This is a genomic window from Klebsiella sp. 141198, from assembly GCF_050600785.1.
GTDB lineage: Bacteria > Pseudomonadota > Gammaproteobacteria > Enterobacterales > Enterobacteriaceae > Klebsiella > Klebsiella aerogenes.
This window is the reverse complement of sequence record NZ_JAQIRM010000002.1, coordinates 917,426-938,121: the sequence shown is the minus strand read 5'-3', so window position 1 is coordinate 938,121 and position 20,696 is coordinate 917,426. Positions and strand designations below refer to the sequence as shown.

General features: G+C 54.6%; 23 protein-coding genes. 16 read left to right on the top strand and 7 right to left on the bottom strand.

From position 1 onward, the window contains the following. Positions 1 to 64 precede the first annotated feature (64 nt). A complete protein-coding gene (glnB, locus tag PGR10_RS09710) occupies positions 65 to 403 on the top strand; it encodes a nitrogen regulatory protein P-II (protein ID WP_002914032.1) in 339 nt (112 codons plus the stop codon). Positions 404 to 476: 73 nt separating this feature from the next. Here glnB and hmpA read toward each other — a convergent pair whose 3' ends face one another. Next, positions 477 to 1,667, bottom strand: a complete 1,191-nt coding sequence (gene hmpA, locus PGR10_RS09705) for an NO-inducible flavohemoprotein (RefSeq protein WP_087858394.1) — start codon at positions 1,665 to 1,667, stop codon at positions 477 to 479. A gap of 324 nt (positions 1,668 to 1,991) precedes the next feature. Between hmpA and glyA the strand changes: the two genes are divergently transcribed. Beyond that, positions 1,992 to 3,245, top strand: coding sequence for a serine hydroxymethyltransferase (glyA, locus tag PGR10_RS09700; protein WP_015370305.1), 1,254 nt, complete (start codon positions 1,992 to 1,994; stop codon positions 3,243 to 3,245). A gap of 56 nt (positions 3,246 to 3,301) precedes the next feature. Here glyA and PGR10_RS09695 read toward each other — a convergent pair whose 3' ends face one another. After that, on the bottom strand, positions 3,302 to 3,724 hold the full coding sequence (locus tag PGR10_RS09695; RefSeq protein ID WP_015370306.1) for a DoxX family protein: 423 nt from the start codon (positions 3,722 to 3,724) through the stop codon (positions 3,302 to 3,304). 299 nt (positions 3,725 to 4,023) lie between these two features. On the opposite strand from PGR10_RS09695, the gene PGR10_RS09690 reads away from it, so the two are divergent. Further along, positions 4,024 to 5,160 (top strand): 3-phenylpropionate MFS transporter, encoded by a 1,137-nt coding sequence (locus PGR10_RS09690; RefSeq protein WP_430923408.1) that lies wholly within the window; start codon positions 4,024 to 4,026, stop codon positions 5,158 to 5,160. On the opposite strand, the gene csiE is transcribed toward PGR10_RS09690, so the two are convergent. After that, complete coding sequence (csiE, locus tag PGR10_RS09685) at positions 5,157 to 6,434, bottom strand: stationary phase inducible protein CsiE (protein WP_087858396.1); 1,278 nt, start codon at positions 6,432 to 6,434, stop codon at positions 5,157 to 5,159. The two genes, PGR10_RS09690 and csiE, sit on opposite strands and share 4 nt — an antisense overlap. Positions 6,435 to 6,558: 124 nt before the next feature. Here csiE and PGR10_RS09680 point away from each other — a divergent pair, with 124 nt between their 5' ends. Next, the gene (locus tag PGR10_RS09680; RefSeq protein ID WP_430923407.1) at positions 6,559 to 7,197 is read left to right on the top strand and encodes a DUF1007 family protein; all 639 of its coding nucleotides are present in this window, start codon (positions 6,559 to 6,561) and stop codon (positions 7,195 to 7,197) included. Next, complete coding sequence (locus PGR10_RS09675) at positions 7,188 to 8,168, top strand: nickel/cobalt transporter (RefSeq protein WP_213317553.1); 981 nt, start codon at positions 7,188 to 7,190, stop codon at positions 8,166 to 8,168. Before PGR10_RS09680 ends, PGR10_RS09675 begins: the two co-directional genes overlap by 10 nt. Before the next feature lie 48 nt (positions 8,169 to 8,216). Here PGR10_RS09675 and suhB read toward each other — a convergent pair whose 3' ends face one another. Then, the gene (gene suhB, locus PGR10_RS09670) at positions 8,217 to 9,020 is read right to left on the bottom strand and encodes an inositol-1-monophosphatase (RefSeq protein WP_015370312.1); all 804 of its coding nucleotides are present in this window, start codon (positions 9,018 to 9,020) and stop codon (positions 8,217 to 8,219) included. A 120-nt stretch (positions 9,021 to 9,140) separates the two neighbouring features. On the opposite strand from suhB, the gene trmJ reads away from it, so the two are divergent. From trmJ to sseB, 11 genes are all read left to right on the top strand, one after another. Further along, positions 9,141 to 9,875, top strand: a complete 735-nt coding sequence (gene trmJ, locus PGR10_RS09665) for a tRNA (cytosine(32)/uridine(32)-2'-O)-methyltransferase TrmJ (RefSeq protein ID WP_015370313.1) — start codon at positions 9,141 to 9,143, stop codon at positions 9,873 to 9,875. 229 nt (positions 9,876 to 10,104) lie between these two features. Further along, on the top strand, positions 10,105 to 10,596 hold the full coding sequence (iscR, locus tag PGR10_RS09660) for a Fe-S cluster assembly transcriptional regulator IscR (RefSeq protein WP_015370314.1): 492 nt from the start codon (positions 10,105 to 10,107) through the stop codon (positions 10,594 to 10,596). Between the two features lie 177 nt (positions 10,597 to 10,773). Next, positions 10,774 to 11,988 (top strand): cysteine desulfurase, encoded by a 1,215-nt coding sequence (iscS, locus tag PGR10_RS09655; protein ID WP_015703173.1) that lies wholly within the window; start codon positions 10,774 to 10,776, stop codon positions 11,986 to 11,988. Positions 11,989 to 12,014: 26 nt separating this feature from the next. Beyond that, a complete protein-coding gene (gene iscU, locus PGR10_RS09650; protein ID WP_004866383.1) occupies positions 12,015 to 12,401 on the top strand; it encodes a Fe-S cluster assembly scaffold IscU in 387 nt (128 codons plus the stop codon). Between the two features lie 19 nt (positions 12,402 to 12,420). Next, entirely contained in the window at positions 12,421 to 12,744 is a 324-nt protein-coding gene (iscA, locus tag PGR10_RS09645; protein ID WP_012540868.1) for an iron-sulfur cluster assembly protein IscA, read from the top strand. A 74-nt stretch (positions 12,745 to 12,818) separates the two neighbouring features. Next, positions 12,819 to 13,334 (top strand): co-chaperone HscB, encoded by a 516-nt coding sequence (hscB, locus tag PGR10_RS09640; protein WP_047053904.1) that lies wholly within the window; start codon positions 12,819 to 12,821, stop codon positions 13,332 to 13,334. 15 nt (positions 13,335 to 13,349) lie between these two features. Further along, positions 13,350 to 15,200, top strand: a complete 1,851-nt coding sequence (gene hscA, locus PGR10_RS09635; RefSeq protein ID WP_012540870.1) for a Fe-S protein assembly chaperone HscA — start codon at positions 13,350 to 13,352, stop codon at positions 15,198 to 15,200. 1 nt (position 15,201) lies between these two features. Next, positions 15,202 to 15,537: an ISC system 2Fe-2S type ferredoxin gene (fdx, locus tag PGR10_RS09630; protein ID WP_012540871.1), complete on the top strand. Its 336-nt coding sequence runs from the start codon at positions 15,202 to 15,204 to the stop codon at positions 15,535 to 15,537. Between the two features lies 1 nt (position 15,538). Continuing rightward, positions 15,539 to 15,739, top strand: coding sequence for a Fe-S cluster assembly protein IscX (gene iscX / locus PGR10_RS09625; protein WP_002913954.1), 201 nt, complete (start codon positions 15,539 to 15,541; stop codon positions 15,737 to 15,739). A gap of 71 nt (positions 15,740 to 15,810) precedes the next feature. Then, on the top strand, positions 15,811 to 17,097 hold the full coding sequence (gene pepB, locus PGR10_RS09620) for an aminopeptidase PepB (protein ID WP_015370317.1): 1,287 nt from the start codon (positions 15,811 to 15,813) through the stop codon (positions 17,095 to 17,097). 84 nt (positions 17,098 to 17,181) lie between these two features. Further along, positions 17,182 to 17,958 (top strand): enhanced serine sensitivity protein SseB, encoded by a 777-nt coding sequence (sseB, locus tag PGR10_RS09615; protein ID WP_430923406.1) that lies wholly within the window; start codon positions 17,182 to 17,184, stop codon positions 17,956 to 17,958. An 89-nt stretch (positions 17,959 to 18,047) separates the two neighbouring features. Here the strand turns inward: sseB and PGR10_RS09610 are convergent, their stop codons facing one another. The 3 genes from PGR10_RS09610 to PGR10_RS09600 form a co-directional block, all read right to left on the bottom strand. Continuing rightward, positions 18,048 to 18,833 carry a hypothetical protein gene (locus PGR10_RS09610; protein ID WP_430923405.1) on the bottom strand — a complete coding sequence of 262 codons (786 nt, stop codon included), beginning with the start codon at positions 18,831 to 18,833 and terminating at the stop codon, positions 18,048 to 18,050. A 95-nt stretch (positions 18,834 to 18,928) separates the two neighbouring features. Further along, the gene (locus PGR10_RS09605; RefSeq protein WP_430923404.1) at positions 18,929 to 19,723 is read right to left on the bottom strand and encodes a hypothetical protein; all 795 of its coding nucleotides are present in this window, start codon (positions 19,721 to 19,723) and stop codon (positions 18,929 to 18,931) included. 237 nt (positions 19,724 to 19,960) lie between these two features. Beyond that, on the bottom strand, positions 19,961 to 20,611 hold the full coding sequence (locus PGR10_RS09600; RefSeq protein WP_430923403.1) for a DUF5066 family protein: 651 nt from the start codon (positions 20,609 to 20,611) through the stop codon (positions 19,961 to 19,963). Between the last annotated feature and the right edge of the window lie 85 nt (positions 20,612 to 20,696).

The window sequence follows — 20,696 nt, the reverse complement described above, 5'->3', positions numbered from 1 at the left end:
CCCGCGGCATAGCGCAAGCTATGATACGGTAAGCAACCGGTTACGCGACAAAGACAGGAAAACCATGAAAAAGATTGATGCGATTATTAAACCGTTCAAATTGGATGACGTGCGTGAAGCGCTGGCGGAAGTCGGTATCACCGGCATGACGGTGACGGAAGTCAAAGGGTTTGGTCGTCAGAAAGGGCATACCGAGCTGTACCGCGGCGCGGAATATATGGTGGATTTTCTGCCGAAGGTGAAAATTGAAATCGTGGTGACTGACGATATCGTCGATACCTGCGTCGATACCATCATTCGTACCGCCCAGACCGGTAAAATCGGCGATGGTAAAATCTTTGTCTTCGACGTGGCGCGGGTGATTCGTATCCGTACCGGTGAAGAAGACGACGCGGCGATTTAATCCTCCCCGCTCGCAGCAGTATTGCCGGGTGGCGCTGCGCTTACCCGGCCTACAAATCCCCGCGTCGTTGGGCTTACAGAACCTTATGCGGGCCGAAACATTCGTAATGAATGTTGTCTTTATTGACCCCTAATTCTACCAGCTGCTTCGCTGCAAACTGCATAAAGGCCACTGGGCCGCAGAGATAGAATTGCATCTGCGGGTCGCGAATATTTTCCGCCAGCGGCGCTAAATCCATCAAACCTTCGCTATCAAAACGACCAGCCTGACGGTCGGCCTCGCTCGGGCTACGGTACCAGACGTGAGAAGTAAACTTCGGCAACGCCGCGCCAAGCGCCTTCACTTCGTCCGCAAAGGCGTGAACGTCACCGTTTTCTGCCGCGTGGAACCAGTTCACCTGGCCCTGATGATGGCTTTTCGCCAGCGTATCCAGCATCGCCAGCATTGGCGTTTGGCCCACGCCGCCGGAGAGCAAGGTCACCGGCGTCTGCGCTGCCACGTGGAGGAAGAAGTCGCCTGCCGGCGCGGCTAAGTAGACCACGTCGCCTTCGCTGGCGTGGTTATGCAGCCAGTTGGACACCTGGCCGCCGTTTTCACGTTTCACCGCGATGCGATAGCCTTTACCGTCCGCTTTGCGGGTCAGAGAGTATTGACGAATTTCCTGATACTCGAAGGCTTCCGGCTTCAGCCAGATAGCCAGATACTGTCCCGGCTGGTAATCGGCGACCGGCTGCCCGTCGACAGGCTCCAGTTCAAAGCTGGTAATAAGCTGGCTGCGTGGGGTTTTCTTAACAATGCGGAACGCGCGGGTACCTTCCCAGCCGCCATTTTTACTGGCGTTATCCTGGTAGATTTCCGCTTCGCGATTGATAAAGACGTTCGCCAGCACGCCATAGGCTTTGCCCCAGGCGTCGAGTACTTCCTGGCCCGGGCTAAACATTTCGTCGAGGGTCGCCAGCAGATGGCTGCCGACAATATTGTACTGCTCCGGTTTAATCTGGAAGCTGGTATGTTTCTGGGCGATTTTTTCGACCGCCGGCAGCAGGGCCGGCAGGTTGTCGATATTACTGGCGTAGGCGGCGATAGCGTTGAACAGCGCTTCGCGCTGATCGCCGTTGCGCTGGTTACTCATATTGAAGATCTCCTTGAGCTCCGGATTATGAGTAAACATACGGTCATAAAAATGCGCGGTTAGCTTTGGGCCGGTCTCTACAAGCAGGGGAATAGTGGCTTTGACCGTGGCGATGGTTTGAGCGTCGAGCATAGCAGCTTCCTTAAATGTTATCCTATTGATGCATTTCAAATGCATCTTATATAAATAACCCTGCTATGTAAATGGTTCTTTATCACTTTGCCGCAAAGCAGTTACAACATGAAGAATTTGCATCACAAACCTGAAAAGAAATCCGTTGATAATGTTTGATGCGTTATTGCTCAAAGCCTTGTGTGCTGTGGAGCCAATCGTTTGCGTAAAATCCTTTGTCAAGACCTGTTATCACAGAATGATTCGGTTATACTGTGGGCCGTTGTCCATCAGGACCGCCTTTTTAGGCCAAAATTTTATCGTTAGCTGAGTCAGGAGATGCGGATGTTAAAGCGTGAAATGAACATTGCCGATTATGATGCCGAACTGTGGCAGGCTATGGAGCAGGAAAAAGTACGTCAGGAAGAGCACATCGAACTGATCGCCTCCGAGAACTACACCAGTCCGCGCGTGATGCAGGCTCAGGGTTCCCAGCTGACTAACAAATATGCCGAAGGTTATCCGGGCAAGCGCTACTACGGTGGCTGCGAGTACGTGGATATCGTTGAGCAACTGGCTATCGACCGCGCGAAAGAACTGTTCGGCGCCGACTACGCTAACGTGCAGCCGCACTCCGGCTCGCAGGCTAACTTTGCCGTCTACACCGCACTGCTGCAGCCAGGCGATACCGTGCTGGGTATGAACCTGGCGCAAGGCGGCCACCTGACCCACGGCTCCCCGGTTAACTTCTCCGGTAAACTGTACAACATCATTCCTTATGGTATCGATGAGTCCGGTAAAATTGACTACGAAGACATGGCGAAGCAGGCCCAGGAGCACAAACCGAAGATGATCATCGGTGGCTTCTCCGCTTACTCCGGTATCGTTGACTGGGCGAAAATGCGTGAAATCGCTGACAGCATCGGCGCTTATCTGTTCGTCGATATGGCGCACGTAGCGGGCCTGATTGCCGCCGGCGTTTATCCGAACCCGGTTCCGCACGCCCACGTTGTTACTACTACCACCCACAAAACCCTGGCGGGTCCGCGCGGCGGCCTGATCCTGGCGAAAGGCGGTAGCGAAGAGCTGTACAAGAAACTGAACTCCGCCGTGTTCCCAAGCGCGCAGGGCGGCCCGCTGATGCACGTAATTGCCGCGAAAGCGGTGGCGCTGAAAGAAGCGATGGAGCCAGAGTTCAAAGTTTATCAGCAGCAGGTTGCCAAAAACGCCAAAGCGATGGTGGAAGTGTTCCTGAACCGCGGTTACAAAGTGGTTTCCGGCGGTACTGAAAACCACCTGTTCCTGCTGGATCTGGTAGATAAAAACCTGACCGGTAAAGAAGCTGACGCCGCCCTGGGCCGCGCCAATATCACCGTTAACAAAAACAGCGTACCGAACGATCCGAAGAGCCCGTTCGTGACTTCCGGTATCCGTATCGGTTCTCCGGCTGTGACTCGCCGCGGCTTTAAAGAAGCGGAAGTGAAAGAGCTGGCTGGCTGGATGTGCGACGTTCTCGACAATATCAACGACGAAGCTGTTATTGAGCGCGTCAAAGGTAAAGTGCTGGATATCTGCGCCCGTTTCCCGGTTTACGCGTAATCTTGCCGCGTTAAGATAAAAAAGGCCGCGATTGCGGCCTTTTTTGTGTCTGCTGGTTATCGACGATCCAGCGAAATCGAACCCGGTCCGGTAATCGCCAGCAGCAGGAAGGCCCCGGCGATACTGACGTTCTTATAGAAGTTAATCATATTCGGCAATACCGCATCGCCGGTCATATCCCAGTAATGATGGCCGATAACCGCGGTACCCAGGGTGTAAAAAATAAAGATCACCGCCAGCGGGCGGGTGAAGAAACCTAAAATAATCAGTATAGCGGCGGGTACCTCCATGATGACCGCGATGATCGCCGCCAGCGTCGGCATCGGCGCGCCGGAAGAAGCCATATATTGTACCGTTCCGCTAAACCCCATCAGTTTCGGATAGCCAAAAATAATGAACAGCAGCACGATCGCAATACGTGCGATTAACAGCAGGACAGGGCGGGAAGAGCCAAAGTCAAAATAGCGTAGCGTGTTCATAATCAGTCCTTTATCACAGGCGTGTGATCTAAACGTAATACACATTTTTACTCCCCGCCACGCTGGGAAAATAATATTGTTGCACCTCGTTGAGCGGCGATTAAGTCGATACGCGGGAAACACTCTGATGCCCGGTTATCGGATTTTTTTTCATACTGCCCACCATATTGCACACTCATCGCGTGACAATGCTCACGATTTTAAGAGAAATGTACTTAACGACCATGAAGATAGTGAGACATGGGTTTGCTCAGTATGCGCTTTATCGCCAGACTAGAGCTTCCATTCGGGAGGGAATCATGGTCTTGCACTCCACGCGCTGGCTGGCGCTAAGTTACTTCACCTACTTTTTTAGCTACGGTATTTTTCTACCATTCTGGAGCGTCTGGCTGGCAGGCGTAGGCCTGACGCCGGAAACCATTGGCGTGTTGCTCGGCGCCGGGCTGGTGGCGCGTTTTCTGGGCAGTCTGTTGATTGCGCCGCGGGTCAGCGATCCTTCTCGTTTGATTCGCGCCTTGCGAATCCTCGCGTTGCTGACGCTGCTATTTGCTCTCGCCTTCTGGGTCGGCGGCCAGGTAGCCTGGCTGATGGTGGTCATCGTCGGATTCAACCTCTTTTTCTCGCCGCTGGTGCCGCTAACCGATGCGTTAGCCAACACCTGGCAAAAACAAATCACCATGGATTACGGCCGGGTGCGGTTGTGGGGATCGATTGCTTTCGTCATTGGTTCTGCGCTGACCGGTAAACTGGTGAGTTTGTTTGATTATCGGGCGATCCTGCTGTTGTTAAGCCTGGGCACGGCCTCGATGCTGTTGGGCATGTTGCTGAAACCTTCAGTGATGCCGCAAGGGGAGAGCCGACATCAGGAGGCGGCCGGACTATCGGCGTGGCTTAGCCTGGTGCGGCAAAGCTGGCGTTTTCTTGCCTGCGTCTGTCTGTTGCAGGGGGCGCACGCCGCCTACTACGGCTTCAGCGCGCTATACTGGCAGCAGGCCGGTTATTCAGCTTCCGCTGTCGGCTATTTATGGTCGCTTGGCGTCGTCGCCGAAGTGGTGATTTTCGCCTTGAGTAAAAAAGTCTTCCGTCGCTTTAGCGCCCGCGACCTGCTGCTGCTCTCGGCGGTGTGTGGGGTGGCGCGCTGGACGATTATGGGCTGGACGACCGCGCTGCCATGGCTACTGGTCGCGCAGATCCTTCACTGTGGAACGTTTACCGTCTGCCATCTGGCGGCCATGCGCTATATCGCCGCGCGGCAGGGAAGTGAGGTTATCCGCCTGCAGGCCGTTTACTCGGCGGTGGCGATGGGCGGCAGCATCGCGGTGATGACGGTGTTTGCTGGATTCCTCTACCAGCACCTGCATCAGGGCGTCTTCTGGGTGATGGCGCTGGTGGCGCTACCGGCGCTGGTCGTGCGACCGAAGGCGGTGAGCGCCTAATCCTCAAGCATTTTGCAAATCTGCTGCCGCTGGTGATCGCTAAAATTTTCTTCAGCATGAAACAGCGGCGGCGAAAACAGCGGTAGCGCGGTGGTGTAAGGCGTGACCACCAAGGTCACATCCTTCGGCGCGCCTTGTTGCTGAAACTGGGTCACGCTTAAGTACTTAATATTCAGCGGCAGCAGCGTCAATTCCCGCAATTGCATTTCCAGCGCCTGTTCCAGTTCGCTATTTTCCCGCGTCAACAGCACCACCTGCTTTTCATGCAGGTCGGCTTTTTGCATCAACCACGCGCCGAAAATAACCGCGATTAAGCTGACCTCTTCCTGATTAAATTGAATATGATAGGCCGCTTCGAAATCGCGTAATGCCTCCTGGGTGGTACGCATCAGGCGCGGATACAGGCGTCCGATCTCCTCCGGTAAAGCGTTATCAATACCGATGGCGAATACGCTGCGGTTCAACGCTTGCGAAAGATGAATATAGAGTTGGTCGCTCAACCCTTGTTCATCGCTGAATGGCCGTCCCGCCAGATCCTGGAAACGATGGATCAAGCGGGAGATCGCCAGATGCAGGCGTCTGTCCTGTTGATGACCGTCGTGAATGGGATCCGGTGTTTTCAGTAACATAAACAGCAGGGTCAGAAAATGTTGTTCGCCGGCGTGTGGCGTGGCGCTGACCCGGCGCTGCCAGTGGCGAACGATTTCGGCGGCGAGGTTAAATTCCGCCGCGGCCTGCGCCCAGTTGCGCTGCTCACGGGTGAAATCCGGCGACTGGCCCAGATGATGTTGTAGCAGGCAGTACTGAAGATACAGGCGCAGGAACTGACCGTCCCGGCAGTCGAACTGCCGATTAAGCGTGCGCGCGCAGCGATTCACCAGCGCCTGAAGATTGGTATCATCATATAAGGTTCGCGCGATACCCTGCTGTTTAAGCTGCGTTTTTAACGCCGGGGTAAAATGGTGGTGAACGAAGTGCGGGCACAGGCGCAGCCCACGCCGTAGAGCGTGCAGCAGGCACAGGCGTTGATCGAGCGCGGCGCCTTCAATCCGATAGCTGCCGTCCATCTGCGACGCGAGAGTCAGTCGATGATAACGCTGAATTTCGCGCCCCGTCTCCGCGATATCCTGTTGGGCCGTCGCCTCATCCACCTGGTTGAGCCTGACCAGCTGTTGCGGCGTGACGGATTGTCCCGGAAGATAGAACATCAGGAGCACCTGGCTACGGCGCTGTGGACTGGAAAGCGCAGATGGTGGTTCAATCACTGTCATCATCTGGTAAGTTCCAGTTAGGGTTTCAGCTAAGAATAGCCAAAGGATGCAGGGTGAGCAGGGCGGACCGCGGCCTTTAGATCAGGATTGCTGACGAAGTTCACAGAATTTTTCACGCGAGGAACAGATGAAGAGAGTGAAACACTGCGTCGGTGCGGCATTTTTCATGGTTTTATCATTGTCAGCCGTTGCGCATCCGCACAGCTTCATTAATTTGCAGAGTGAAGCCGTGGTGAAAGACGGTCTGTTGACCGGCTTTAACATGCGCTGGACGATGGACGAAATAACCTCAGCGGATCTGCTCTATGATGCCGGCAATGCAAAGCCGGGCAGTGAAGTATGGAAAAAACTCGCGGCGGAGGTCATGGCCAACGTACTCGGCCAGCACTACTTCAGCGAACTGTGGCATAACGGCCAGCGGGTTAAGTTTGCTAACCGTCCGGATGGCTACGGCCTTGCACGGAGCGGGCTGCAGGCGGTACTCACCTTCACCTTGCCGCTGGCGACGCCGCAACCTGTTGCCGGACAAACCTTTACGTTATCCACCTTCGATCCGACCTACTACGTCGATATGTTTTATGAGCAGGATAGCGATTTTTCACTGCCTGCCGCGCTGCGGGCCTCCTGCAAGGCCACGGTAATGACGCCGAAACCCAACGACAAAATGTTGTCTTATGCGCAGTCGCTCGATAAAGAGGACGCGCCGCCGGAAGACATGGAACTGGGTAACTACTTCGCCCAGAAGGTGACCTTGACATGTCAGTAGTTTTTACGCCGCGAGCGCGGGCGCCGCGCTGGAAATCACTCTGGCCGCTGGCGCTGTTTCTGACGCTGAGCGTCGTGGGCGGTATCTGGTTGTGGCTCGCCTGGCCGCAGGTACTGTTGCAAAGCGCGGTCTGGCAGCGTTCACTGAATCTTGAGCTCAGCCAACTGCTGCAGGCGGTGGCGGATAATCCGTCAGCGGCGGGGCTGTCGCTGCTCGGGTTCAGCTTTGTCTACGGCGTACTGCACGCGCTTGGCCCCGGTCACGGAAAAATCGTGATTACCACCTGGCTTGCCACCCATCCCTCAAAGCTGAAATCGAGTATTGCGCTGACGCTGGCGGCATCGCTGTTGCAGGGAATGGTGGCGATAGTACTCGTGGTGGTGGTATTGACGCTGCTGCAGCTTCCGGCGCGTCAACTGCATCTCAGCAGCTTCTGGCTGGAGAAGGGGAGCTATCTGCTGGTCGGCGCATTGGGGCTTTTACTGTGCGGGCGGGCATTGAAAAAACTGCGAGTCTTGCTGCGGCGGCCAACGTTTACCGCTTTTACCCCGCATCACGTCCATGATGAACATTGCGGCTGCGGCCATCAGCACCTTCCGGCGCCGGATCAACTACAGAGTGGCGACGACTGGCGCGCCAGGCTGGCGATTGTGCTGTCGATGGGCATGCGTCCCTGCTCGGGAGCGATTATGGTGCTGCTGTTCAGCAAGGTGATCGGCGTCTTTGGTTGGGGCATGGCTGCCGCGCTGGTAATGGCGGCGGGAACGTCGATGACCATAAGCGGGCTGGCGCTATTGGTGCATGGATTCCGCCAGTTGGCTATCCGCCTGAGTCGCCATCAGGCGCCGGCGATGTGGAAACAGGTTGGCTGGGCGACGCTGGCGCTGGCCGGCGGCGTGGCGCTGTTGACGGCGGCTGTCGTGATGTGGAGTAGCGCGATCCCGCCGGGCGGCGGCTTGCGGCCGTTTTAGGGGATAAAAAAAGGAAGCCGCAGCTTCCTTTTTACATTCAGTGAGAAGTTAACGCTTCAGCGCTTCGCTCAGCTGCTCGCGCATGTTCGCCAGCATCGCCTTCACGACGCGCGGGTTACCGGCTACGATGTTGCCGGTCAGCATATAGTTATGACCACCGGTGAAGTCGCAAACGATGGCGCCTGCTTCACGAGCGATCAATTCGCCTGCGGCGAAATCCCACGGTTTGAGGGCGATTTCAAAGTAACCGTCAACGCGGCCAGCGGCAACGTAGGCCAGATCCAGCGCGGCGGAACCGGTGCGACGGAAGTCAGCGCATTCGGTGAACATGTTGCCGAGGATGTTCATGTAAGCGGTAGCGTGCTGCTTCGCTTTGAACGGGAAACCGGTGGCGATGATGGTGCCGTCGAGATCGCGAGCGTTGCTGCCGCGCAGACGGTAGCCGTTCAGCTGCGCGCCCTGACCGCGGGTGGCGGTGAACAGTTCATTACGCATTGGATCGTAAACCACCGCGACTTCAGTACGGCCTTTAATGCGTACGGCGATGGAAACAGAGAAGTGTGGCAGACGTTTAACGAAGTTGGTGGTGCCATCCAGTGGATCGATAACCCATTGAATATCCTGATCTTCACCAGCGTGCTCGCCGCTTTCTTCGGTGATGATGGTGTGCTGTGGGTAAGACTTGCGAATGGTTTCGATAATAATCGCTTCTGCGGCTTTATCGACGTTAGTCACAAAGTCATTGCTGCCTTTCTGGCTGGTTTCTACGGAATCTGGCGTTTCGTAGTGCTTGGCAATTAAATTACCCGCCTTGCGCGCTGCGCGCACGGCAATGTTCAGCATCGGATGCATCGGTATCTCTCACTGGATGTTAAAGAACGGGAAAAAACGGCGCATATAGTAACAGCGAATTCTGCTTATGTCTCCGTTTTATGTTAGCATGCACGAATAATCTTTAGCCGAAGAACCATAATGCTGCAAAATATTCGAATCGTACTGGTAGAAACCTCACACACCGGCAATATGGGCTCCGTTGCCCGCGCGATGAAAACCATGGGCTTAACTAACCTGTGGCTGGTCAACCCGCTGGTGAAACCTGATTCCCAGGCCATCGCGCTGGCCGCTGGCGCCAGCGATGTGATTGGCAACGCGCAGATCGTCGATACCCTTGATGAAGCGCTGGCGGGCTGTAGCCTGGTGGTTGGCACCAGCGCACGTTCCCGCACGCTGCCGTGGCCGATGCTGGATCCGCGCGAATGCGGTCTGAAAAGCGTCGCCGAAGGCCAACATGCGCCGGTCGCGCTGGTCTTTGGTCGCGAGCGCGTTGGCCTGACTAACGACGAACTGCAGAAGTGCCACTATCACGTGGCGATCGCCGCCAACCCCGAGTACAGCTCGCTGAACCTGGCGATGGCGGTGCAGGTTATCGCCTATGAAGTGCGGATGGCCTGGCTGGCGACTCAGGAGCAGGCGCAGCCGGCGGTTGAACATGAAGAAACGCCGTATCCGCTGGTCGATGATTTAGAACGTTTTTACGGCCACCTTGAGCAGACTCTGCTGGCGACCGGTTTTATCCGCCCGAATCATCCGGGGCAGGTGATGAACAAGCTGCGTCGTCTGTTCACCCGCGCGCGTCCGGAAAGCCAGGAGCTGAACATCCTGCGCGGGATGCTGGCGTCTATTGAGCAGCAGAATAAAGGTAAGTAAGCGCGTTAACGCCGGATGGCGCTTTGCTTATCCGGCCTACGAATCCACATCGCTGTTGTAGCCCGGGAGCGGCTCGAAATCAATAACGGCACGGAAAGCCAAATACCTGACTAAAACAGTCAAGTAAATAGTTGACCAATTTACTCGGGAATGTCAGACTTGGCCCTGCTATGCAATACCCATATTAATAAAAAGCCCGGGCAGGGGCGAGTTTGAGGTTAAGTAAGACATGAGACTGACATCTAAAGGGCGTTATGCCGTGACCGCAATGCTTGACGTTGCGCTCAACTCTGAAACGGGCCCGGTTCCGTTGGCAGATATTTCAGAGCGTCAGGGAATTTCGCTTTCCTATCTGGAACAGCTGTTCTCTCGCCTGCGTAAAAATGGTCTGGTATCCAGCGTTCGTGGGCCAGGCGGCGGTTACCTGTTAGGTAAAGAAGCTGGCAGCATCGCCGTAGGCGAAGTGATCAGCGCCGTAGACGAATCCGTTGACGCCACCCGTTGTCAGGGTAAAGGCGGCTGCCAGGGTGGCGATAAGTGTCTGACCCACGCGCTGTGGCGCGATCTGAGCGAACGTTTGACCGGTTTCCTCAACAACATCACCCTGGGCGAACTGGTGAATAACCAGGAAATCCTCGATGTTTCTGGTCGTCAGCACAATCATGAATCTCAGCGTACTACGCGTTCTCAGGACGCCATTGACGTAAAACTGCGCGCCTAGCACGAGGCTTAGTTTCAGCTTGCGGCTTACGGGCTGCAAGGTGAAACGGCAGGGTAGATAGCAATAATAAAGATTTTCAGAATCAGGCCGGGATGTTGAGGCATCTCGTGTACTCGGTCGTACATCAAGCCGGTTGCCTGGTTCCTTGCATTGAGTGATGTACGGAGTTTAAGAGCAATGAAATTACCGATTTACCTCGATTACTCCGCAACAACGCCGGTGGACCCGCGTGTTGCCGAGAAAATGATGCAGTTCCTGACCCTGGACGGGACCTTTGGTAACCCGGCCTCACGTTCTCACCGTTTCGGTTGGCAGGCTGAAGAGGCGGTAGATATCGCCCGTAATCAGATTGCCGAACTGGTCGGTGCCGATCCGCGCGAAATCGTCTTTACCTCCGGCGCAACGGAATCCGATAACCTGGCGATTAAAGGTGCAGCCAACTTTTATCAGAAAAAAGGCAAGCACATCATCACCAGCAAAACCGAGCATAAAGCGGTACTGGATACCTGCCGTCAGCTTGAGCGCGAAGGTTTTGAAGTGACCTACCTTGCTCCGCAGAGCAACGGTATTATCGATCTGAAAGAACTGGAAGCGGCGATGCGTGACGACACCATCCTGGTTTCCATTATGCACGTGAACAACGAAATCGGCGTGGTGCAGGATATCGCTACCATCGGCGAGATGTGCCGCGCCCGCGGTATCATTTACCACGTTGACGCCACCCAGAGCGTGGGCAAGCTGCCTATCGATCTGAGCCAGCTGAAAGTTGACCTGATGTCCTTCTCCGGTCACAAAATTTACGGCCCGAAAGGTATCGGCGCGCTGTACGTACGCCGTAAGCCGCGTATCCGCATCGAAGCGCAGATGCACGGCGGCGGCCACGAGCGCGGCATGCGTTCAGGCACCCTGCCTGTCCACCAGATCGTCGGTATGGGCGAAGCTTACCGTATCGCCAAAGAAGAGATGGAAAGCGAAATGGCGCGCCTGCGCGGCCTGCGTGACCGTCTGTGGAACGGCGTGAAAGATATGGAAGAAGTTTATCTGAATGGCGACCTCGAGCAGGGCGCGCCGAACATTCTCAACGTCAGCTTCAACTATGTTGAAGGCGAGTCGCTGATTATGGCGCTGAAAGACCTGGCGGTTTCCTCCGGTTCAGCCTGTACTTCCGCGAGCCTTGAGCCATCCTACGTGCTGCGCGCGTTAGGCATGACTGATGAACTGGCGCACAGTTCTATTCGTTTCTCTTTAGGTCGTTTTACTACCGAAGAAGAGATTGACTACACCATCAAACTGGTTCGTAACTCCATCGGCCGTCTGCGCGATCTTTCTCCGCTGTGGGAAATGTTCAAGCAGGGCGTGGATCTGAACAGCATTGAATGGTCACATCACTAATTCGGCACCGATAAGGAGAATTCATCATGGCATACAGCGAAAAAGTCATCGATCATTACGAAAACCCGCGCAACGTCGGCTCTTTCGACAACAGCGACGACAGCGTCGGTAGCGGTATGGTCGGCGCACCTGCGTGCGGCGACGTCATGAAGTTGCAGATTAAAGTCAACAATGAAGGTATCATTGAAGATGCGCGCTTCAAGACCTATGGCTGCGGTTCCGCTATCGCTTCCAGCTCCCTGGTCACCGAGTGGGTGAAAGGTAAATCGCTGGACGAAGCGCAGGCTATCAAGAACACCGATATCGCCGATGAACTGGAACTGCCGCCGGTGAAAATTCACTGCTCTATCCTGGCGGAAGACGCGATTAAAGCCGCGATTGCGGATTACAAAAGCAAACGTGAAGCAAAATAATTAAGAGTTGAGGTTTGTTATGTCGATTACCTTAAGCGACAGTGCAGCAGCGCGAGTCAATTCCTTCCTGGCGAACCGCGGTAAAGGCTTTGGCCTGCGTCTGGGGGTAAGAACCTCCGGTTGTTCAGGTATGGCTTATGTACTGGAATTTGTTGACGAGCCGGCGGCAGAAGACACCGTGTTTGAAGACAAAGGCGTGAAAGTCGTGATCGACGGTAAGAGCCTGCAATTCCTCGACGGCACTCAACTGGACTTCGTCAAAGAAGGCCTTAACGAAGGGTTTAAATTTACCAACCCGAACGTGAAAGATGAGTGCGGTTGCGGCGAAAGCTTTAACGTATAATCGGTAATCCCCAACCCCACCGCGGTCACGCCGCGCGTGGGGTTTTAGTTTAGATGCATGACCCTGAGGTTACTATGGACTATTTCACCCTCTTCGGGTTACCAGCCAGCTATACCCTCTCGCTTGAACAACTGGCTGTCCGGTATCAGGATCTGCAGCGCCAGTACCATCCGGATAAATTTGCCAGCGCGCCCGCTGCGGAACAGCTGGCTGCGGTTCAGCACTCCGCCACCATTAACCAGGCCTGGCAGACTCTGCGTCATCCGCTGACCCGTGCGGAATATCTCCTTTCGCTGCACGGTTTTGACCTCGCCAGCGAGCAGCACACCGTCCGCGACACCGCGTTCCTGATGGAACAGCTGGAACTGCGCGAAGAGCTCGATGAAATCGGCCAGGCGAAAGACGAAGCGCGGCTGGAAACCTTTATCAAACGGGTAAAAGCGCTGTTTGATACCCGCCATCAACTGATGGTTGAACAATTGCAAAACGAGACCTGGGATGCGGCGGCTGATACTGTACGCAAGCTCCGTTTTCTCGATAAACTGCGCAGCAGTGCTGAAGAACTCGAAGAAAAACTGCTCGACTTTTAATTTTCGGAAGCAATTATGGCCCTATTACAAATTAGTGAGCCTGGTCTGAGCGCCGCGCCGCATCAGCGTCGATTGGCGGCAGGTATCGACCTTGGCACCACCAATTCTCTGGTTGCTACCGTGCGTAGCGGCCAGGCCGAAACTCTGCCCGACCATCAAGGCCGCTACCTGCTGCCGTCGGTCGTGAACTACCACGCCTCTGGACTGACCGTCGGCTATGAAGCCCGGCTCAATGCCGCTCAGGATCCGGTGAACACCATCAGCTCGGTGAAGCGAATGATGGGGCGTTCCCTCGCCGATATTCAAACCCGCTATCCGCACTTGCCGTACCAGCTGCAGGCCAGTGAAAATGGACTGCCGATGATCCAGACCGCCGGCGGCCTGCTGAACCCGGTGCGGGTCTCCGCCGACATCCTGAAAGCGCTGGCCGCCCGCGCCACTGAAGCGCTGGCGGGCGATCTCGACGGCGTGGTCATTACCGTTCCGGCCTATTTCGATGACGCTCAGCGTCAGGGAACCAAAGACGCGGCGCGTCTGGCGGGCCTGCACGTGCTGCGTTTGCTCAATGAGCCGACCGCGGCGGCTATCGCCTACGGCCTCGATTCCGGCCAGGAAGGGGTGATTGCGGTTTACGATCTCGGCGGCGGTACCTTTGATATCTCCATTCTGCGCTTAAGCCGCGGGGTGTTTGAAGTGCTGGCGACCGGCGGTGATTCCGCTCTCGGCGGCGATGATTTCGACCATCTGCTGGCCGACTATCTGCGCGAGCAGGCGGGCCTCAGCGACCGTAGCGATAACCGCCTGCAGCGTGAGCTGCTGGATGCCGCCATTGCGGCGAAAATCGCCTTGAGCGACGCCGACGTGGCGCACGTCGAAGTCGGCGGCTGGCAGGGCGATATCACCCGTAGCCAGTTTAACGATCTGATTGCCCCACTGGTAAAACGTACCCTGATGGCCTGCCGTCGCGCGCTGAAAGACGCCGGCGTTGAAGCGCAAGAGGTGCTGGAAGTGGTGATGGTCGGCGGTTCCACCCGCGTGCCGTTGGTGCGTGAGCGCGTTGGCGAATTCTTTGGCCGTACCCCGCTGACCTCTATCGACCCGGACAAAGTCGTCGCCATCGGCGCGGCGATTCAGGCGGATATTCTGGTCGGCAACAAACCGGACAGCGAACTGCTGCTGCTTGATGTTATCCCGCTGTCGCTTGGGCTGGAAACCATGGGCGGCCTGGTAGAGAAAGTGATCCCGCGTAATACCACCATTCCGGTTGCCCGCGCGCAGGAGTTTACCACTTTCAAAGATGGCCAAACGGCGATGTCCATTCACGTGATGCAGGGCGAGCGTGAGCTGGTGCAGGATTGCCGCTCGCTGGCGCGTTTCGCGCTGCGCGGTATCCCGGCGCTGCCGGCGGGCGGGGCGCATATTCGCGTCACCTTCCAGGTTGATGCCGACGGTCTGCTGAGCGTCACAGCGATGGAAAAATCGACCGGCGTGGAAGCCTCAATCCAGGTGAAACCGTCTTACGGCCTGACCGATGGCGAAATCGCCAACATGATTAAAGATTCGATGAGCTACGCCGAACAGGATATCCAGGCGCGTATGCTGGCTGAACAGAAAGTCGAAGCCGCTCGCGTACTGGAGAGCCTGGAAAGCGCGCTGGCCGCCGACGCCGCGCTGTTAAGCGCCGCAGAGCGTCAGGTTATCGATGCCGCCGCGGAGCAAGTTCGCGCCGCCGCGGCAGGCGAAGATGCCGACGCGATTAAAGAAGCCATTAAAAATATCGACACACAAACCCAGGAATTCGCCGCACGCCGCATGGACCAGTCGGTCCGCGCTGCGCTGAAAGGCCAATCCGTGGACGAGGTTTAAAATGCCAAAAATTGTTTTTCTGCCCCACCAGGACCTGTGTCCGGATGGCGTAGTTGTGGAAGCTGAGAGCGGTGAAACCATTCTGGATGCGGCGCTGCGTAGCGGTATCGAGATTGAACACGCCTGTGAAAAATCCTGTGCCTGCACCACCTGCCACTGCATCGTGCGTGAAGGTTTTGACTCGCTGGCGGAAAGTAGCGAAGATGAAGACGACATGCTGGATAAAGCCTGGGGGCTGGAACCTGACAGCCGTCTGAGCTGCCAGGCGCGCGTCACCGACGAAGATCTGGTCGTTGAGATCCCGCGTTACACCATCAACCACGCACGCGAGCACTAATATGGCACTGAAATGGACCGACAGTCGCGAAATCGGCGAAGCCTTGTATGACGCTTACCCGGATCTCGACCCGAAAACCGTTCGCTTCACCGATATGCATCAGTGGATTTGCGACCTGGAAGAGTTCGATGACGACCCAAACGCATCCAATGAAAAAATTCTGGAGGCGATTCTGCTAGTCTGGTTAGACGAAGCCGAATAATTTTCGCCTCAAGCGGAAAAATTTTAACGGGCTGCCATAGGGTGGCCCGTTTGCTAATAAGGATAAAGATAATGACCGAAGCTATGAAGATTACGCTTTCTACTCTGCCTGCCGATGCGCGCTGGGGAGAAAAAGCGACCTGGAGTATCAATAACGACGGTATCGCCTTACATCTCAACGGTAAAGACGACCTGGGGTTAATCCAGCGCGCGGCGCGCAAAATTGACGGTATGGGTATCAAGCACGTCGCCCTGAGCGGCGAAGGCTGGAACACCGATCGCGCCTGGGCTTTTTGGGCCGGCTATAAAGGGCCGAAAGGTCAGCGCCAGGTCGAATGGCCAACCCTGGATGACGCGCAGCGCAGCGAGCTGGATAACCGCCTGACGATTATCGATTGGGTTCGCGACACCATCAACGCACCGGCAGAAGAGCTGGGACCAGAACAGCTGGCGCAGCGCGCCGTCGATCTGCTGTGCGGCGTGGCGGGCGAAAAGGTCAGCTATCGCATCACCAAAGGCGAAGATCTGCGTGAGCAGAACTATCTTGGCCTGCATACCGTTGGCCGCGGCTCCGAGCGCCCGCCGGTCCTGCTGGCGCTGGACTACAACCCGACCGGCGATAAAGACGCGCCGGTATACGCCTGTCTGGTCGGCAAAGGCATCACCTTCGACTCCGGCGGCTACAGCATCAAGCAAAGCGCCTTTATGGATTCGATGAAATCCGACATGGGCGGCGCGGCCACCGTGACCGGCGCGCTGGCTTTCGCCATTACCCGCGGTCTGAACAAACGTGTGAAGCTGTTCCTGTGCTGCGCGGATAACCTGATTAGCGGCAACGCCTTCAAGCTTGGCGATATCATTCATTACCGCAACGGTAAAACCGTTGAAATCATGAATACCGACGCCGAAGGTCGCCTGGTGCTGGCGGATGGCCTGATCGACGCCTCGGCGCAGAAGCCGCAGCTGATCATCGATGCCGCCACCCTGACCGGCGCGGCGAAAACCGCATTGGGTAACGATTACCACGCGCTGTTTAGCTTTGACGACGCGCTGGCGAATCGTCTGCTGGCGAGCGCGCAGGCGGAAAATGAAGCCTTCTGGCGTCTGCCGCTGGCCGAATTCCACCGCAACCAGCTACCGTCTAACTTCGCTGAGCTGAACAACACCGGTAGCGCGGCGTATCCGGCCGGTGCCAGCACCGCAGCGGGCTTCCTGTCCCACTTCGTGGAAAACTACCACCAGGGCTGGCTGCATATCGACTGCTCTGCGACTTACCGTAAAGCTGCGGTTGAACAGTGGTCGGCGGGTGCGACTGGCCTTGGCGTGCGCACTATCGCTAATCTGCTGACGGCTGAGTAATGGCCTTGCCGGGTGGCGCTACGCTTACCCGGCCTGGAAAACCGTAGGCCCGCGCGGACGGGCGATTTTTGAAGTAGCGAATCTATGTCTGATACTAAAAATGAATTAGAAACCCTGCTGGAGAAGGCAGCGACCGAGCCTGCCCATCGTCCGGCATTTTTCACCGCGCTGCTTGAGGCCACCGTCTGGGTGCCGGGTAGCGCGGCGGACGGCGAGCAGATTGTCGAAGATAGCCCCCTCGATCTACAGCATTGGGAAAAAGAAGATGGCACGTCGGTTATTCCGTTCTTCTCCTCGCTGGAGGCGCTGCAGCAGGCGGTAGAAGACGAACAGGCTTTCGTGATGATGCCCGCCCGCACGCTGATGGCGATGACGCTGGGCGAATCGCTGTTTCTCAACCCGAAGCTGCCGAGCGGCAAAGAATTCACCCCGCGGGAAATCAGCCATCTGCTGGGTGAAGAGGGCAGCCCGCTCAGTACCCAGACGGTACTGGAAGGCGGCGAAGCGCTGCTGCTGTCTGAAGTCGCCGAACCGCCGGCGCAGATGGTGGATTCGCTGACCACGCTGTTCAAAACGCTGAAGACCGTCAAGCGGGCGTTTCTGTGTTCGATTAAAGAGAGCGCCGACGCGCCGGCTAACTTGTTGATCGGGATTGAAGCGGAAGGGGATATTGAATCTATTATCCAGACCACCGGCAGCGTGGCCACCGATACCTTGCCGGGCGATGAACCTATCGATATTTGCCAGGTGGTAGAAGGCGAGAATGGCATCAGCCACTTTATGATTGCCCATATCACGCCGTTCTATGAAAAGCGCTGGGGCAGCTTCCTGCGCGATTTCAAGCAGAACCGGATTATCTGAATCGTACGGGGGGCAACCCCCGTCCTTATATTCAAAAATAATGGTTAATACAGCTTCGGCATGGCTGGACGCCCGGTGTATATTTTTTATTACATAAACCGTGATACCAAATGAAAAAAATATTTTCCCGCCACACAGAAGATGATTATTCCGTTGAATAATGCAAACTGCCCACGCCAGGCCCGGAGGTTTTTCTCGCCTATTACAAGGCGCGTTAACCAGGCCAGACCAGCAGTGGTTAAGTAAGCCAGCAGAACGCCAATCATTATTGCAACTGGGAACATCAAGCGTAATCCGATGTTGTCATATAAATCGGCAAATATTAGTGTTGCTTTAACCGGCCAGATAGACTGAAGAGCAATAATAGCAATAACGGCGGGGCGCAACTGATTTAAGGGGTAGGAAAGCGCCTGGGACTGGCGCCAGGCATCGGTTACAAGCATTCTAACTATGGTCAGTAAGGCCAGTATATATAGTATTGATTTTAGTAAGGTACTTTGTGGGAATGATATAAGGATACCCTGTATAATAAGGCTGAGCATCCAGGCGAGCAATATATAAATGATGATGTTTTTAGCTGAGGGTTTATTATGTAATATCCAAGATACAATCGGTGCTTGTGGATAGCCAGGTTGAAAAAGAACAAGTAGGAAAGTCGAGAAAAGAAGATCGACATATACCGTAATAGGCAGTAAGCTATTTCTTTCAAGGTCATTTTGATAGGCATAAGTTGCCATTTTCTCAAATGTGATTCCCGGAAGCCATGATGCCCACTCCTTCCAGAAATAGAGTATTAAAGCTCCTACTATCAGACCAGCGATACCGCCTAACCACGGGAGTTTTTGCAGGTTATTGCCATTGCCATCATCTACCATTATCATTCCTTGTTATGACGTTTACATGAAGTATTTAATATGAGATAAGTAGTTCTGAGACTTATCAGGTAAAAACTATTCAGCGGGCGACTAAATTAATGAGATATCATATTAAACAGATAACTTCCCGCTACGCATAAAATAATTATTCCATTGAATAACGCAAACTGCGGGCGCCAGGCACGTAGGTTTTTCTTACCCAGCAACAAACGTACTAAGCAGGTCAGACCTGCCGTGGCTAAAAATGCCAGCAGAGCGCCTAACATTAACGCGGTTGCGATACTCAAGCCCATGGTCATATTGTCATATGTTTGGGCGGAAAAAATTAATAAATTTACAGGCCAGATAGCTTGAAGCGCTATTGTCATTAATACTGCGAGACGCAATTGGTTTAACGTAGTGTCATTAAGTTGTGACTGTCGCCAGGCGTCGTACAGTAGCATTCCACCTGTCGCCAGCAAAGTCATTATATATAGAATATGCTTAATTGTATGGATGGCAGATAACGTTACATAGCATGAAAGGATGTACTGCAGGATACAGTTGAGTATCAGGGCACATACTATATATCGAAAACAATTTTTAGCTGAAGGTTCGTTGTGCAATATCCATCCGGCGATGGATGCTTTGGCATAGCCGGGATGTAATAACACAATAAGAAAGCTGGAAAAGATTAAGCCGATGTATATCTTCAGCTCAGGGTAAGTTCTTTGTTCCATTGCTTCGCGAGATAAGCATATTAAAATGTTCTTAAATGTTATATCAGGAAGCCAGGATCCCCATTCGTTCAAGAAATAGAGTATAAACCCCCCTACGATCAGCCCCGCAATACCGCCCGACCAAAGATGATTTCGTGTGCTATCACGATTATTTTTGTCTATCAATGACATTATCTTTCCTTGTTCTTATTTATGCCTGAAAAATTAATAAACCATGAGTTATTCTGAAAATTACAGTTGATAGGCCGGATAAACGTAGCGCAACTCGGTAAAAATACGCATGCATTAGCTTAATTGTTATACGGGTTGGAGGAGACGACGTTAACGATGACACGTCCCAATACATACGCCGTTATCATCCCTGTGAATAGCGCGAACTGGCCGCGCTATTCGGGGTGAGACCGCGAGTTAGTCAGAGCAGCCTTCGATTTTCGCGTAAAGGTCCTCGTGGATATATTCCAGCTCCAGCAAGGCGCCATCGCGTGCCTGGTTGAGGTCCTGCTGGCGTTGCCATTCGTCGTGGCTCTCCTCCTCATCGGTAAAGACCCCTTGCAGATATTCAATCAGCGACGATTCCGCCAGCCAGAGGTCATTCTCTTTACCTTCGAAGCGGACGACAGGATATTCACCCTGTTCATCACGTTCAGTGACATAAATAAATACCTGCTGATCGCCGGCATGGCTGATGCGAATCAGGGCTGGAAGACGCGGATCGTCGTTCCAGATTGGCGTCAGCTCTTCAAAGTCCAGTCCGGCCATATCAAGACCATTCATGTAATAAGCATCTTCATCCAGCGAGTCGGAAAGCAGGATGCCATGTTCATCAATAGAGTCTACAACCCATTCTAGTACCAGCTGGCCGGAGGGGCCTTTCAGCTGGCAATCGTAGGCCAACAGCGCTTTCAGACTGTCCGGAAGCGCCATGGTTTCGCTATTTTGCGGATCGCGATATTTCCGGACCCGCAGGCGCTCCACCTCATCTTCCGGCATAGGTTTCGGTGTGGGATTGCGGTTGTACTTTTTTACGACATCCATGAGGTTCTGTAATGAAACGGTCATTATTTAATTTCCTTATAAATTGGGTGGAAGTAGAGCAAATACGGCAGCTACAAGCCCTGCGGCAGGATAGAGTAACCGGTTTGGC

Coding starts and splice junctions, on each gene's coding strand:
- glnB (WP_002914032.1), top strand. CDS start 65: ATGAAAAAGATTGATGCGATTATTAAACCGTTCAAATTGGATGACGTG.
- hmpA (WP_087858394.1), bottom strand. CDS start 1,667: ATGCTCGACGCTCAAACCATCGCCACGGTCAAAGCCACTATTCCCCTG.
- glyA (WP_015370305.1), top strand. CDS start 1,992: ATGTTAAAGCGTGAAATGAACATTGCCGATTATGATGCCGAACTGTGG.
- PGR10_RS09695 (WP_015370306.1), bottom strand. CDS start 3,724: ATGAACACGCTACGCTATTTTGACTTTGGCTCTTCCCGCCCTGTCCTG.
- PGR10_RS09690 (WP_430923408.1), top strand. CDS start 4,024: ATGGTCTTGCACTCCACGCGCTGGCTGGCGCTAAGTTACTTCACCTAC.
- csiE (WP_087858396.1), bottom strand. CDS start 6,434: ATGATGACAGTGATTGAACCACCATCTGCGCTTTCCAGTCCACAGCGC.
- PGR10_RS09680 (WP_430923407.1), top strand. CDS start 6,559: ATGAAGAGAGTGAAACACTGCGTCGGTGCGGCATTTTTCATGGTTTTA.
- PGR10_RS09675 (WP_213317553.1), top strand. CDS start 7,188: ATGTCAGTAGTTTTTACGCCGCGAGCGCGGGCGCCGCGCTGGAAATCA.
- suhB (WP_015370312.1), bottom strand. CDS start 9,020: ATGCATCCGATGCTGAACATTGCCGTGCGCGCAGCGCGCAAGGCGGGT.
- trmJ (WP_015370313.1), top strand. CDS start 9,141: ATGCTGCAAAATATTCGAATCGTACTGGTAGAAACCTCACACACCGGC.
- iscR (WP_015370314.1), top strand. CDS start 10,105: ATGAGACTGACATCTAAAGGGCGTTATGCCGTGACCGCAATGCTTGAC.
- iscS (WP_015703173.1), top strand. CDS start 10,774: ATGAAATTACCGATTTACCTCGATTACTCCGCAACAACGCCGGTGGAC.
- iscU (WP_004866383.1), top strand. CDS start 12,015: ATGGCATACAGCGAAAAAGTCATCGATCATTACGAAAACCCGCGCAAC.
- iscA (WP_012540868.1), top strand. CDS start 12,421: ATGTCGATTACCTTAAGCGACAGTGCAGCAGCGCGAGTCAATTCCTTC.
- hscB (WP_047053904.1), top strand. CDS start 12,819: ATGGACTATTTCACCCTCTTCGGGTTACCAGCCAGCTATACCCTCTCG.
- hscA (WP_012540870.1), top strand. CDS start 13,350: ATGGCCCTATTACAAATTAGTGAGCCTGGTCTGAGCGCCGCGCCGCAT.
- fdx (WP_012540871.1), top strand. CDS start 15,202: ATGCCAAAAATTGTTTTTCTGCCCCACCAGGACCTGTGTCCGGATGGC.
- iscX (WP_002913954.1), top strand. CDS start 15,539: ATGGCACTGAAATGGACCGACAGTCGCGAAATCGGCGAAGCCTTGTAT.
- pepB (WP_015370317.1), top strand. CDS start 15,811: ATGACCGAAGCTATGAAGATTACGCTTTCTACTCTGCCTGCCGATGCG.
- sseB (WP_430923406.1), top strand. CDS start 17,182: ATGTCTGATACTAAAAATGAATTAGAAACCCTGCTGGAGAAGGCAGCG.
- PGR10_RS09610 (WP_430923405.1), bottom strand. CDS start 18,833: ATGGTAGATGATGGCAATGGCAATAACCTGCAAAAACTCCCGTGGTTA.
- PGR10_RS09605 (WP_430923404.1), bottom strand. CDS start 19,723: ATGTCATTGATAGACAAAAATAATCGTGATAGCACACGAAATCATCTT.
- PGR10_RS09600 (WP_430923403.1), bottom strand. CDS start 20,611: ATGACCGTTTCATTACAGAACCTCATGGATGTCGTAAAAAAGTACAAC.